At 61.9% G+C, this 13,305-nt stretch carries 13 protein-coding genes; 4 read left to right on the forward strand and 9 right to left on the reverse strand.

The window, feature by feature from the left end; translation table 11 throughout:
- Positions 1 to 36: 36 nt before the first annotated feature.
- Complete coding sequence (gene groES / locus FHS49_RS10770) at positions 37 to 324, reverse strand: co-chaperone GroES (protein ID WP_184018251.1); 288 nt, start codon at positions 322 to 324, stop codon at positions 37 to 39.
- Between the two features lie 301 nt (positions 325 to 625).
- Between groES and sppA the strand changes: the two genes are divergently transcribed.
- The 4 genes from sppA (at position 626) to FHS49_RS10790 (ending at position 3,755) form a co-directional block, all read left to right on the forward strand.
- Positions 626 to 2,509 carry a signal peptide peptidase SppA gene (sppA, locus tag FHS49_RS10775; RefSeq protein ID WP_184018254.1) on the forward strand — a complete coding sequence of 628 codons (1,884 nt, stop codon included), beginning with the start codon at positions 626 to 628 and terminating at the stop codon, positions 2,507 to 2,509.
- Positions 2,506 to 3,066 (forward strand): GNAT family N-acetyltransferase, encoded by a 561-nt coding sequence (locus tag FHS49_RS10780; RefSeq protein ID WP_184018257.1) that lies wholly within the window; start codon positions 2,506 to 2,508, stop codon positions 3,064 to 3,066. The genes sppA and FHS49_RS10780 overlap by 4 nt, the downstream gene beginning before the upstream one ends.
- A 144-nt stretch (positions 3,067 to 3,210) precedes the next feature.
- Positions 3,211 to 3,480: a CopG family ribbon-helix-helix protein gene (locus tag FHS49_RS10785; protein WP_184018259.1), complete on the forward strand. Its 270-nt coding sequence runs from the start codon at positions 3,211 to 3,213 to the stop codon at positions 3,478 to 3,480.
- Positions 3,477 to 3,755: a type II toxin-antitoxin system RelE/ParE family toxin gene (locus FHS49_RS10790; protein WP_184018261.1), complete on the forward strand. Its 279-nt coding sequence runs from the start codon at positions 3,477 to 3,479 to the stop codon at positions 3,753 to 3,755. Before FHS49_RS10785 ends, FHS49_RS10790 begins: the two co-directional genes overlap by 4 nt.
- A gap of 13 nt (positions 3,756 to 3,768) precedes the next feature.
- Here FHS49_RS10790 and FHS49_RS10795 read toward each other — a convergent pair whose 3' ends face one another.
- The 8 genes from FHS49_RS10795 to mdh all read right to left on the reverse strand — a co-directional run bounded on the left by FHS49_RS10795 (position 3,769) and on the right by mdh (position 13,270).
- Positions 3,769 to 4,389, reverse strand: a complete 621-nt coding sequence (locus FHS49_RS10795; protein WP_184018264.1) for a trimeric intracellular cation channel family protein — start codon at positions 4,387 to 4,389, stop codon at positions 3,769 to 3,771.
- A gap of 43 nt (positions 4,390 to 4,432) precedes the next feature.
- The gene (locus FHS49_RS10800) at positions 4,433 to 5,071 is read right to left on the reverse strand and encodes a hypothetical protein (protein WP_184018266.1); all 639 of its coding nucleotides are present in this window, start codon (positions 5,069 to 5,071) and stop codon (positions 4,433 to 4,435) included.
- 109 nt (positions 5,072 to 5,180) lie between these two features.
- Positions 5,181 to 6,581, reverse strand: coding sequence for a dihydrolipoyl dehydrogenase (gene lpdA, locus FHS49_RS10805; RefSeq protein ID WP_184018268.1), 1,401 nt, complete (start codon positions 6,579 to 6,581; stop codon positions 5,181 to 5,183).
- A gap of 26 nt (positions 6,582 to 6,607) precedes the next feature.
- A complete protein-coding gene (locus FHS49_RS10810) occupies positions 6,608 to 7,096 on the reverse strand; it encodes a YfbM family protein (RefSeq protein WP_184018270.1) in 489 nt (162 codons plus the stop codon).
- Between the two features lie 14 nt (positions 7,097 to 7,110).
- Positions 7,111 to 8,367, reverse strand: coding sequence for a 2-oxoglutarate dehydrogenase complex dihydrolipoyllysine-residue succinyltransferase (gene odhB, locus FHS49_RS10815; RefSeq protein ID WP_184018272.1), 1,257 nt, complete (start codon positions 8,365 to 8,367; stop codon positions 7,111 to 7,113).
- A gap of 8 nt (positions 8,368 to 8,375) precedes the next feature.
- The gene (locus FHS49_RS10820) at positions 8,376 to 11,300 is read right to left on the reverse strand and encodes a 2-oxoglutarate dehydrogenase E1 component (protein ID WP_184018274.1); all 2,925 of its coding nucleotides are present in this window, start codon (positions 11,298 to 11,300) and stop codon (positions 8,376 to 8,378) included.
- Between the two features lie 54 nt (positions 11,301 to 11,354).
- Positions 11,355 to 12,239, reverse strand: coding sequence for a succinate--CoA ligase subunit alpha (gene sucD, locus FHS49_RS10825; protein WP_184018276.1), 885 nt, complete (start codon positions 12,237 to 12,239; stop codon positions 11,355 to 11,357).
- Between the two features lie 68 nt (positions 12,240 to 12,307).
- On the reverse strand, positions 12,308 to 13,270 hold the full coding sequence (gene mdh / locus FHS49_RS10830; RefSeq protein WP_184018279.1) for a malate dehydrogenase: 963 nt from the start codon (positions 13,268 to 13,270) through the stop codon (positions 12,308 to 12,310).
- Positions 13,271 to 13,305: the final 35 nt, after the last annotated feature.

Here is a 13,305-nt window from a genome sequence, read left to right on the forward strand (position 1 = left end):
GTTCCTTATGTGTAAAACTGAGAGGAAATCTGGCGCTTAACCAACGATCCCGAGGATATCCGATTCCTTCATGATCAGCAGGTCTTCACCGTCGATCTTGACTTCGGTGCCGGACCATTTGCCGAACAGGATCTTGTCGCCAGCCTTCACGTCGAGCGGCGTCACGGTGCCGTCCTCGGCCTTGGCGCCGGTGCCCACGGAGACGACTTCGCCTTCCTGTGGCTTTTCCTTGGCAGTGTCGGGAATGATGATCCCGCCAGCGGTCTTTTCTTCGGCCTCGACTCGACGGACGAGAACTCGATCGTGCAACGGACGAAATGTCATCGGCGTCACCCTTTCCTTAGCGTTATGGACAGGGCCATGAAGCCAGGCTGGCCGCATCCCCCTTGTCCGATGTTTGAACCGGAATTAGCACTCAACATGCGCGAGTGCTAACGAGGCGCATATGTGGCGCGTGCCCAGGCCCGTCAAGGGAAGCGGATAAAAAAACAAGCGTCCAGCGGCCAATCGCCTGCGCCCTGCGGCGGGGCGCGGGAGCCACTCCATTCGGGTGCCTTCCGGTTTACAGCCTTCGCCCGCTTCTATAGCGCTTGGCCATTGTTTCTCCGATAAAGGCTCTCTTATCGTGTCGTTCGTGCGCAAGGCCTGGAAATTGCTGGTGGCGATCAAGGACGGGCTGGTGCTCCTGTTGATGCTGCTGTTTTTCGCCGGCCTCTACAGCCTGCTCTCAGGCCGGCCCAACCCCGTTGCGATTCCCGGTGGCGCTTTGCTCGTGTCGCTCGATGGATCGCTGGTGGAGCAGCCCCAGGAAGCCGATCCGGTCGCAGCGCTTCTGGGCAACAGCCCCGTAATGCGCGAGCACAGGCTGCGTGACGTGGTCCATGCGCTCGAAACCGCGGCGACGGATAGCCGGATCAAGGTCGTGGTGCTTGATCTGGACAAATTCGCGGGCGGCGGACAGGCGGCCATCGCGCGCGCCGCCGAAGCGGTGGACAAGGTGCGCGCCGCCAAAAAGCCAGTGTTGGCTTATGCCACCGGCTATTCGGACGACAGCTATCAGCTCGCCGCGCACGCCTCCGAAATCTGGCTTGATCCGTTTGGCATGACGCTGTTCACCGGCCCCGGCGGTTCGCGGCTCTATTATAAAGGCCTGATCGACAAATTGGGTGTGACCACGCATGTCTACCGCGTCGGCACCTACAAGAGCTTCGTCGAACCCTATACCCGCACCGATCAATCGCCAGAGGCCAAACAGGCCGATCAGGCGCTGTCCGGCGCGCTCTGGCAGAATTGGCAGGATATGGTGGCGGCCACACGGCCCAAGGCGCAGCTCGCCAGCTTCATCGCCCGGCCGCAGGAAAAAATCCTGGCGGCAGGCGGAGACATGGCCAAGGCCGCGCTCGATGCCGGGCTGGTCGATAAATTGGGCGATCGCACCGCCTTTGGCCAGCGTCTCGCAGAAATAGTGGGGCCGGAAGCCGGCAAGCCCGTGGGCAGCTTTGCGCATACCAATCTGGACGCCTGGGTCGCTGCCAATCCCCTGCCCTCCGCCGGCCCCGCGATCGGGGTGATCACCGTGGCGGGCGAGATCGTGGATGGCGAAGCCAAACCCGGCACCGCGGGCGGAGACACGATCGCCAAATTGCTGCTGGAAGGGCTTTCGCAGAAAAATCTGAAGGCGCTGGTCGTGCGCGTGGATTCGCCGGGCGGCTCGGTGCTGGCGTCCGAGAAGATCCGCCAGGCCATCCTTCAGGCGAAGGCGGCGGGACTGCCGATCGTCGTCTCCATGGGTTCGGTCGCCGCATCGGGCGGCTATTGGGTGTCCACCCCCGCCGACCGCATCTTTGCCGAACCCTCCACCGTCACCGGGTCGATCGGCGTGTTCGGCATCATCCCAAGTTTCGAAAATGCGCTGGGCAAGGTGGGCGTCACCACTGACGGCGTGAAGACCACCCCGCTCTCGGGTCAACCCGATATCCTGGGCGGCACCAGCCCGGAATTCGATGCCCTGATCCAGTCGAGCATCGAAAATGTCTATGCGCGCTTTATCGCGCTGGTCGGTCAGTCACGCAAAATGCCCGTGGCGAAGGTCGATCAGATCGCGCAGGGGCGGGTCTGGGATGGCGGCACAGCGCGGCAGATCGGGCTGGTCGATCAGTTCGGATCGATCGAAGACGCCATTGCCGACGCCGCCAAACGCGCCAAGCTGGATCCGGCCAAGGTCCATGCCGAATATCTCGATCAGAAACCCAGCCTGACCGCATCTTTCCTGAAAAGCTGGACGGACCGCAACAGGGATGGCGATGAACAACAGGGGTCTGCCGATCTCATCAGCCGCCTTTCGCAGCAACGCACGCTCGCTTTGTTTCAGGCGGTGCAGGATGCGCAGGGTCTTGCCCAGGGGCCGGCGCTCCGCGTTCAATGTCTCGAATGTCCGAAAACAGGGGTTAATATGACCAACAGCAGCAAGGGCGTGTTCGCACAACTCGTCGCATGGCTCGCCCGATGATCAAGATCCGCGCCGCCGCGCCCAAGGATGCCATGCAGATCGCCGCGATCTACATGCCCTATGTGATCTCCAGCGCGATTTCGTTCGAAACGAAGCCACCGACACCGGAGGAAATCCTCGCGCGCATGAACGCGTCGGACGGTCTCTATCCCTGGCTGGTGGCCACTACCGAGGATGACGACGCGATCCTGGGCTATGCCTATGCCGGCCAGTTCCGCGAGCGCCCCGCTTATCGCTACACCGTGGAGACCTCCATCTATCTGGGCGGCGGCGTTCAGGGACAGGGCACGGGACGGCTGCTCTATTCCGCGCTCATCGCCACGCTGATCGCACAGGATTTCACCCAGGCGATCGCAGTCCTGTCGCTGCCCAATGAACAGAGCATCGCGCTCCACGAAGCCACAGGCTTCCGCCGCGCGGGCGTGGTGCGGGAGATCGGGTATAAATCCGGCCAGTGGCACGATATCGGCATGTGGCAGCGCGAACTTTCCGAACCTGCCGAACCGCCGCTGGAACCGAAGCGGTTCGGCGATGTCGGCGTAATCGTGGCGAGTTGAACTTGAATCCTCCCCATTTGAAAATGGGGGGCGGCTTGCGATGAGGTGCCAGAGGCGCTTTTGGGCTTTTGGGCTTACGGTGCCGCGTTGTGTTCCGCTGCCTTATCGATTAGGTTTTAATCATTCTGAATCGGGATGATTATTATGAACGCAGAGACCAAGGTATTGACCGCCCATGTCCCGCGCCATCTTGCGGACAAGGTCGATGCCATGGCCGATCGGCTGGATCGTTCACGTGGGTGGATTGTCAAACAGGCGCTTGCAGCCTGGGTCGATCAGGAAGAAGAGCGTCACCGGATGACGCTTGAGGCGCTGGATGACGGTGATGCCGGACGTCTGATCGATCATCAGACGATGGTGGCCTGGGCAGACAGCCTCTTGACCGACACGCCATTGCCGCCACCCCGGATATGAAAATCAAATGGACCGCCAGCGCTTCGGCCGATCTGGTCCGTCTCCACAATTTTCTCGCGGCCGTGGCCCCGGATGCCGCTGCACGAATCGTCAATCAGCTTGGCCATGCCCCCGATCGCCTGGAAGCATTTCCTCGACTTGGCGAAAAGCTCGATAATTATGAGCCACATGAAGTCCGGCGGATCATCGTGGGACATTATGAAATGCGGCATGAGATTGCGGAGGGCGAAATCCTGATCCTGCGGATATGGCATAGCCGGGAAAATCGCGCCTGAGAGTTGCCCGCCTTTAACGCCGATATCCCGGCAGCGCCAAACCCCGGTGGATCGCGATCCCGCGCAGCACGAAGCCGGCGACTGCGGCGATCCCGGCCGCCAGGGGACCGTCAATACCGAAGAGAACCAGCCCCACATAAAGCGCGGCGGAGAGCGCCGCCGCCGTCACGTAAAGCTCCGGGCGTAAGAGGATCGAAGGTTCGCCCGCCAGCACATCGCGGATGACACCGCCGACACAGGCGGTGATCACCCCCATCATCACCGCGGGCAGCGGCGGCACGCCGAACGCCAGCGACTTCGCTGCGCCAAAAACGGCGTAAGCCGCCAGCCCCAGCGCATCGAACCAGTCCAGCGCCTTTTCGCTCCAGATCCGCTGCGGCGTGATCCACACCAGCAGCGCCATGACCATGCACACGGCGGGGAAACGATAATCCTGAACCCAGAATACCGGCGCGCCGATCAACAGATCGCGCACTGTGCCGCCGCCGACCCCGGTGACCAGCGCAAAGAAGGCGAATGTCACAAGCGTCAGCCGCTTGCCCGCCGCCGCCAGCGCGCCCGAGGCGGCAAACACAGCAATCCCCAAGAGATCGAACAGCCCAAGCCAGGGGCCGGTCTGGAGCGTCTGAAGCATTGTAATCCCCGGCGCGGTTCAGCGAACCGGCGGTTTAGCGCTCTCAGCCATAACGGGCAATGCAGGCGTCCATCAGCTTGTCCGGCGGCCCCAGCTTGGCGAACGTCGCCATAGCGGTCAATTTCTGCGCCTTGGCCTTGTCTTCGGATGCCATGCCGCGGCTGGCGAGCAGTGGTGCCACCTTGCCATCCATCTTGGCATCCAATTTGCCGTAGCGCACCTGCGCCTCTTCATAAAGCGGATCGCTGGCCAGCGCTTTGCGCATGAAGCTGCCGATCTGATCGCAGCCCAAGGCACTCACCAGCGGATCAGTGGGAAGCTGAGGTGCCGAGGCACTGGCGATCGGAAATTCCTGCGCGCACGGGGCAACCAGTTTCTCCCAATTGGTGTCGGTCACGGCATCGGCCAGTTCGGGCATCCGCTTTATCACCGCGCCAGTCGTTTCGGGGGCGAATTGGGTGCCCTCGGACCCTGCCAGCAGCGCATAGCTCAGCATCTGGCCACGTGCCTCCACGCTCAGCGGTGCTTTGATATCCGTGGCCACTGTGCGCGCGGCCGCCGCCGCGACCACGCCGCACGTTGCAGCCTTGTCGACAGCGGTTTCGCCGAGCGTGAGCGGCTTGGAGCCGCACGCCGTGATGGCGAGTAGGCTGGGGATGATGAGGAAAGCGGCTTGGCGCATATTATACTCCCGATGAATCTCTCGCAGGATTCACCGTTTCGGGAGCAGAATGGTTCCGCGCTTCATCGCGGCGATCGGCTCGGCTCGTCCCCGAACCGGCCAAATCGCCTCAGATGTGGATGGGTTTGCCCTGTACGGCCATCGCCGCTTCCTTCACCGCTTCATTATGCGTGGGATGCGCATGGCACGTATAGGCGATGTCTTCGGAGGTCGCGCCGAATTCCATCGCCTGCGCCGCCTGCGCGATCATCGTGCCCGCCGGAGACGCCACGATCCATACGCCCAGCACCTTGTCGGTCTCAGCGTCGGCGATGATCTTCACGAAGCCGTCGGTGTCGCGGATCGCCTTGGCGCGGCTGTTCGCCATCATCGGGAATTTGCCGACCTTCACGTCGCCGCGTTCTTTGGCGGCTTCTTCGGTCAGGCCGACGCCCGCGATTTCGGGATGGGTATAGACCACGCTGGGGATCACATCATGGTTCACGATGCCCGTGAGACCCGCGATATTCTCCGCCACGGCCACGCCTTCATCCTCGGCCTTGTGCGCCAGCATCGGGCCGGGAATCACGTCGCCAATCGCCCATACGCCGTCCACGGCGGTGGCAAAATCATGGCCGGTCTCGATCTGGCCGCGCTGGTTCAGCGCGAGACCGATCTTGTCGAGGCCCAGACCGTCAGTATTAGGCTTGCGGCCGATCGCGACCAGAACCACGTCCGCCTCGATCGTCTCGGCATCGCCGCCCGCGGCCGGCTCCACCGAAACGCTGGCCTTCTTGCCCTTGACGCTCACGCCCGTCACCTTGGTGCCGGTGCGGATATCCATGCCTTGCTTCTTGAACAGCTTATTGGCCTCCTTGCGGACTTCGCCATCCATGCCGGGCAGGATCTGATCGAGATATTCGACCACGGTGACCTTCGCGCTCAGGCGCATCCAGACCGAGCCAAGCTCAAGCCCGATCACGCCGCCGCCGATCACGACCATATGGCCGGGCACCTTTTGCAGCGCGATCCCGCCGGTGGAATCGACGATGATGCCCTTGGCATTGTCGATCTCGACACCCGGAAGCGGCGTCACGGACGAACCCGTAGCGATCACGATGTTCTTCGCGGTCGTCTTCTTGCCGGCCACTTCGACGGTATGCGCGTCGACAAAGGTCGCCAGGCCCTTCAGCCATTCGATCTTGTTCTTCTTGAACAGATATTCGATGCCGCCGGTCAATCCCTTTACGGCCTCGTCCTTGTCCGCCAACATCGCGGCCAGATCGAGTTCGACGCCCTTGATCTTGATGCCATGCTTTTCCAGCAGACCGGAGCTGGCTTCGTGGAACAATTCGGAGGCGTTCAGCAGCGCCTTGGACGGAATGCAGCCGACATTGAGGCAAGTGCCGCCCAGCGTCTCGCGGCTCTCGGCGCACGCGGTCTTGAGGCCGAGCTGCGCCGCGCGGATCGCCGCCACATAGCCGCCCGGGCCGGAACCGATCACCAGAACGTCGAAATCATATTCAGCCATTTAATTTTGCTCCGCTGGGGCCGCGCTCATGAAAGATACAGGATTACCGAGGAATTATGTTCAACGCATTTCTTGATAAAGGCTCGGAGCGCCGGCAACCCCTGCGCCACATAGCCCCATCCGTCCTCCAGACCATCCTCGACAAGCATGTCGGCTATATAGACGTCCGCTCTCTCCATTGCAGCGGGGTCATAGCGACTTTTAAGCTCCTCATCGGAAAGACCGGCCAACGCGTCCGCAAATGCCTTTACTGCTGCAGGCGGGGCCAAGCGCGGCGCGCCATATCCTCCGTCCACGCCAAACTCAGGCCACTCATTCATCAACAAGCCAAGAGATGTGCCGGTTGCAGCTTCGGACCCGGCAAAAACAAAGTGCAGAGCGTGCCAAGCCTTGTCGAAATGGATCAGATCACCCGCGGATCCAGCAATTTCATCAAATATGAAATCAGCAAAATCCTCCTCTGATGCAGATGCAAGGGCTTCGACCGCATCAGCACGCCGCAGGTAGAGAATCATGCTCACCGGATTAACTAAAGATCGATCAAGAGCCGCGTCGGATCCTCGATCGCATTCTTGAGCGCGACGAGGAAGGTCACCGCTTCGCGACCGTCGATCAGGCGGTGATCGTAGCTGAGCGCCAGATACATCATCGGACGGATCACGATCTGGCCATCGCGCACCACGGGGCGTTCGTCGATCCGGTGAAGGCCGAGCACCGCGGACTGCGGCGGATTGATGATCGGGGTGGACATGAGCGATCCGAACACGCCGCCGTTGGAGATGGTGAAGGTGCCGCCCTTCATCTCTTCCATCTTCAGCGTGCCATCCTTGGCGCGTTTGCCGAAATCGCCAATCGTCTTTTCGATGCCCGCCACGCTCAATTTCTGCGCATCGCGGATGACGGGAACCACCAGACCGTTGGGCGCTGACACCGCGACCGAGATATCGGCATAATCGCGGTAGATGATCTCATCGCCCTCGATCGAGGCGTTGACCGAAGGAATGTCCTTCAGCGCCATCACGGCGGCCTTCACGAAAAATCCCATGAAGCCCAGACGCACGCCATGCTTCTTTTCGAACAGATCCTTATACTTCGCGCGCGCGGCCATGACTTCGGTCATGTCCACATCGTTAAAGGTCGTGAGGATCGCAGCCGTATCCTGCGCTTCCTTCAGCCGCTTGGCGATGGTCTGCCGCAGGCGCGTCATGCGCACGCGCTCTTCCTTGCGCTCAGCCGAGGGCACCGAATCTTCGGTGGTCGGCAGCGCGGCCGGTGCCGGCGCGGCAGCAGGCTGGTTCTTGGCGGCCGCCAGCACGTCTTCCTTGGTGAGCCGGCCATCACGACCGCTGCCCTTGATCGACGAAGGATCGAGACCGTATTCGAGCACGAGACGACGGACGGATGGCGACAGCGTCATGACCTGATCGCCGCTTGCGACCGGTGCGGGTGCAGCCGGCGCTGGCGCAGCCACCGGAGCGCTCTGCGCCGGTACGGTTGCAGCGGCCTCCGCCTTCGCCGCCGGGGCTGCCGCAGGCGCAGCCGCCGCACCGCCGGTTTCGATCAACGCGATGAGCGCGCCGACATTCACGGTGTCACCGGGCTTGGCAATCTGCTCACCCATCACGCCGGCCACCGGAGACGGCACCTCGATCGCGACCTTGTCGGTTTCAAGGCTGACGATGGGCTCGTCGGCCTTCACCGCTTCACCCGGCTTTTTCAGCCATTCACCAATCGTCGCTTCGGAGATCGATTCACCCAGAACGGGGACTGTTACTTCGGTAGCCATGTCGTTTCTCAACCCTTTTTCTGGCGCCGGATTTCTTGACGGACGCTGTGGCCGAGCGCATCGGCGATCAGCGCGCCCTGTTCGGCAACATGTCGCTTCGCAAGCCCGGTGGCGGGCGAAGCGGATGCCGCGCGGCCCGCATAGCGCGCCCGCTTCGGCTTCGCGCCCGCTTCGGCCAGGCTCTGTTCGATCAGCGGTTCGACGAAGAACCACGATCCGTTATTCTTTGGCTCTTCCTGTGCCCAAACCACGTTTTCGAGGTTTGTCATGCGCGCGATGCGCGTGGCGAGCGCATCGCCGGGGAAGGGATAGATCTGCTCGATGCGGACGATCGCGGTGTTCTTGTCGCCTGCGGCATCGCGCGCTTCGATCAGATCATAGGCCACCTTGCCCGAACACAGCACGAGCCGCTTCACATCCTTGTCCGCGGGCGCATTGGTATCCGAAAGGATGCGCATGAAATGCGTATCGCCCAGGAAATCTTCGGTCTTGGAGACCGCCAATTTGTGGCGCAGCAGCGATTTGGGCGTCATGATGATGAGCGGCTTGCGGAACGGGCGCAGCATCTGACGGCGGAGAACATGGAAATAGTTCGCCGGCGTGGTGATGTTGCACACCTGAAGATTATCCTGCGCGCAAAGCTGCAGATAGCGTTCGAGCCGCGCCGAGCTATGCTCCGGTCCCTGCCCTTCATAGCCATGCGGCAGCAGCATCACGAGGCCGTTGGCGCGCAGCCATTTCGCCTCGCCCGCCGCGATATACTGATCGATCACGATCTGCGCGCCATTGGCGAAATCGCCGAACTGCGCTTCCCACAGCACCAGCGTCTTGGGTTCGGCCATGGCGAAACCATATTCGAAGCCCAGCACGCCATATTCAGACAAGGGGCTGTCGAGCACCTCGAACTTGCCATGCGGCACGGTGGTCAGCGGGATATATTTATTCTCGGTGCGCTGATCGACCCAGACGGCGTGGCGCTGACTGAAAGTGCCGCGCCCCGAATCCTGGCCGGACAGGCGCACGCCATAGCCTTCGGAGACCAAGGATCCGTAAGCCAGTGCCTCGCCGGTGGCCCAATCGAAATTGACGCCCGACGTAAACATCTCGCGCTTGGCATCGATGATGCGGCCCAGCGTCTTGTGGATTTCCAGATCGCCCGGAACCGTCGTCAGCGTGCGACCCAGGCTATCGAACAATTTCTTGTCGATGCCCGATTCCACCGCGCGACGCCCGCCTTCGGGATCGGCCGGCATATGCAGCCCGCTCCAGCGTCCAGCGAACCAGTCCGCCTTGTTCGCTTTATAGCCCTTGGCGCTCTCGAATTCTTCTTCGAGCAGATCGACAAAACCCTTGGTGGTCGTATCGAGCCAATTCTGATCGATCACGCCTTCCGCGATCAGCCGCTCGCCATAGATGGCGCTCACCGGCGGATGCTGGCGGATCTGGGCATACATCAGCGGCTGGGTGAAGCTTGGCTCATCGCCCTCATTGTGGCCGAAGCGGCGATAGCACCACATGTCGATCACGATATCGCGTTTGAAGCACTGGCGGAATTCGATCGCGAGCTTGCACGCGAAGGTCACGGCCTCGGGATCATCGCCATTCACATGGAGGATCGGCGCCTGAACGCCCTTGGCCACATCGCTTGGATAAGGCGACGAGCGCGCGAATTGCGGGCTGGTGGTGAAGCCGATCTGGTTGTTGATCACGAAATGGATGCAGCCGCCGGTATTGTAGCCGCGGATGCCCGAAAAGCCGAGGCATTCCCACACGATCCCCTGCCCCGCAAACGCCGCATCGCCATGGATGAGCACGGGCAGAACCTGTTCATGCTCGCCCAGATCACCGCGGATCGATTGCTGCGCACGCACCTTGCCCAAAACGATGGGATCCACCGTTTCGAGGTGCGATGGATTGGGCAGCAGCGACATATGCACGCTGGTGCCGTCGAACTCGCGATCGGTTGAGGTGCCGAGATGATATTTCACGTCGCCCGAACCGCCGACATCATCGGGATTGGAAGAGCCGCCGGAAAATTCGTGGAAGATCACGCGGAACGGCTTTGCCAGCACGTTCGCCAGCACGTTCAGGCGGCCGCGATGCGCCATGCCGTAAACGATCTCGCGCACGCCAAGCTGGCCGCCATATTTGATGACCGCTTCAAGCGCGGGCAGCATGGATTCGCCGCCATCCAGGCCGAAACGCTTCGTGCCGACATATTTCCGGCCGAGGAATTTCTCATATTGCTCGCCCTGCATCACCTTGGTGAGGATGGCCTTCTTGCCCTCCGGCGAGAATTGGATGGCCTTGTCCTTGCCTTCCATACGTGCCTGCAGAAACTGGCGCTCATCGATATCGGCGATGTGCATATATTCGAGGCCGACATTGCCGCAATAATTGGCGCGCAGGATATCGACCAGCTCGCGCACCGTGGCGCTTTCCAGACCTAGCGTGCCGCCGAGATACACCTTACGATCGAGATCATTGGCGGAAAAGCCATGATATTCCGGCGTCAGATCGGCCGGCAATTCATGCTGGGACAGGCCGAGCGGATCGAGATTGGCGGCCAGATGCCCGCGCACCCGATAGGTGCGCACCAGCATCTGCGCACGGATCGCATCGCCCGCCGCCTGCGCCACATCCACCGATGTCACGGCCGGCGTCGCGGCTGCGGGCTTTTTCGCATCGGGCTTGGGCTCGATGCTCATCTGCGTAGGATCGAGCGCCGCGGTCAGCGCATCGGTATCTTTCGCGGGCCAATTGGCCTTGGCCCAGCTCGGGCCGGATGCGGACACATCCAGGCCTTCGAACCAGCTCCGCCAGGCGGGCTCCACCTTTTCGGGGCTCACCTGGAACACCTTGTAAAGGCCCTCCACGAAGCCAGGGCTTACGCCACTGGCGATATCGTCGAAATCCTGGCCTTCAAAACCCATGTCACTGTCCTCGATGCCCCTTCACCCTTTATAGGCGAAGGGGCTTAATCTAACTCAGCCCTTGAGCACCGCGGCAAGCGTGGTGCCGAGTTCGGAGGGGCTGGCGGCAACCTTGATGCCCGCGGCCTCCATGGCTGCAATCTTGTCTTCCGCACCACCCTGACCGCCGGAGACGATCGCGCCGGCATGGCCCATGCGGCGGCCCGGGGGCGCCGTGCGGCCCGCAATGAAGCCGGCCATCGGCTTCTTGCGGCCGCGCTTGGCTTCATCGCGCAGGAATTGTGCCGCTTCTTCTTCCGCAGAGCCGCCGATTTCGCCGATCATGATGATCGACTGGGTCGCATCATCGGCCAGGAACAGCTCGAGCACGTCGATGAAATTGGTGCCATTGACCGGATCGCCGCCGATGCCGACGGCGGTCGTCTGGCCCAGACCCTGCTGCGTCGTCTGAAACACCGCCTCATAGGTCAGCGTGCCCGAGCGAGAGACCACGCCGACCGAGCCCTTGGAAAAGATGCTGCCGGGCATGATGCCGATCTTGCACTCATTGGGGGTCAGCACGCCGGGGCAGTTCGGGCCTATCAGCCGCGATTTGGAGCCGGAAAGCGCGCGCTTCACCTTCACCATGTCGAGCACCGGAATGCCTTCGGTGATGCACACGATCAGCGGCACTTCGGCGTCGATCGCTTCCAGGATCGAGTCCGCGGCAAAGGGGGGCGGCACATAGACCACGGTCGCGTCGGCGCCCGTGAGTTGCACGGCCTCGTGCACGGTATTGAACACGGGCAGGCCGATATGCGTGGTGCCGCCCTTGCCCGGCGTGACACCGCCCACCATCTGCGTGCCATAAGCCAGCGCCTGTTCGGTATGAAAAGTGCCGGTCGCGCCGGTCATGCCCTGCGTGAGAACCTTGGTGTTCTTGTTGATGAGAATGCTCATAAATCCGCCTTAGTCCTATGATTGTCATCCCGCCCGGCAGCGTTCTGCCGCGGACGGGATCGGCAAGATTATTTCAGGGTTTCGTCGATCGCCTTGCAGGCCACCAGCAGTTCCTTCACCGCATCGACCGACACCTGAAGATTGCCCTTGGCTTCATCGTCCAGGCTGATTTCGAGGATTTCCTCGACGCCGCCGGCACCAATTACCACGGGCACGCCGACATAAAGGCCGTCAACGCCATATTTGCCTTCGACATAAGCGGCGCAGGGCAGCACGCGCTTCTTGTCGAACAGATAGGCTTCGGCCATTGCGATGCCGCTGGTGGCGGGCGCATAGAAAGCCGAACCGGTCTTGAGCAGGCCGACGATCTCGCCGCCGCCCGAGCGCGTGCGCTGCACGATCGCGTCGATCCGCTCCTTGGTGGAACGGCCCATCTTGATCAGATCGGGGATGGGGATGCCGGCCACGGTCGAATATTCGACCACGGGCACCATCGTGTCGCCATGGCCGCCCAGCACGAAGCTGGTGACTTCCTTGACCGACACCTTGAACTCGTCCGCCAGAAAGTGGCTGAAACGCGCGCTGTCCAGCACGCCGGCCATGCCAACGACCTTGTTATGCGGCAGGCCGGAGAATTCGCGCAGCGCCCAGACCATCGCATCGAGCGGGTTGGTGATGCAGATCACGAAGGCGTCGGGCGCGTTGGCCTTGATGCCCTCGCCCACGGCCTTCATGACCTTGAGGTTGATGCCGAGCAGATCGTCGCGGCTCATGCCGGGCTTGCGGGCGACGCCTGCGGTGACGATGATCACGTCTGCGCCGGCGATGTCGGCATAATCATTCGAGCCGGTGATCGTGGAGTCGAAGCCCTCGACCGGACCGCACTGAGACAGATCGAGCGCCTTGCCCTGCGGCACGCCTTCCACCACGTCGAACAGGACGATATCGCCCAGACCCTTGAGCGCCGCGAGATGCGCCAGCGTTCCACCGATATTGCCTGCGCCGATCAGCGCAATCTTCTTACGGGCCATGTCGTATATTCTCCTCACCGGCAAAATAAGGCGGC

It is taken from the genome of Sphingobium boeckii (assembly GCF_014199215.1).
Taxonomy (GTDB): domain Bacteria; phylum Pseudomonadota; class Alphaproteobacteria; order Sphingomonadales; family Sphingomonadaceae; genus Sphingobium_A; species Sphingobium_A boeckii.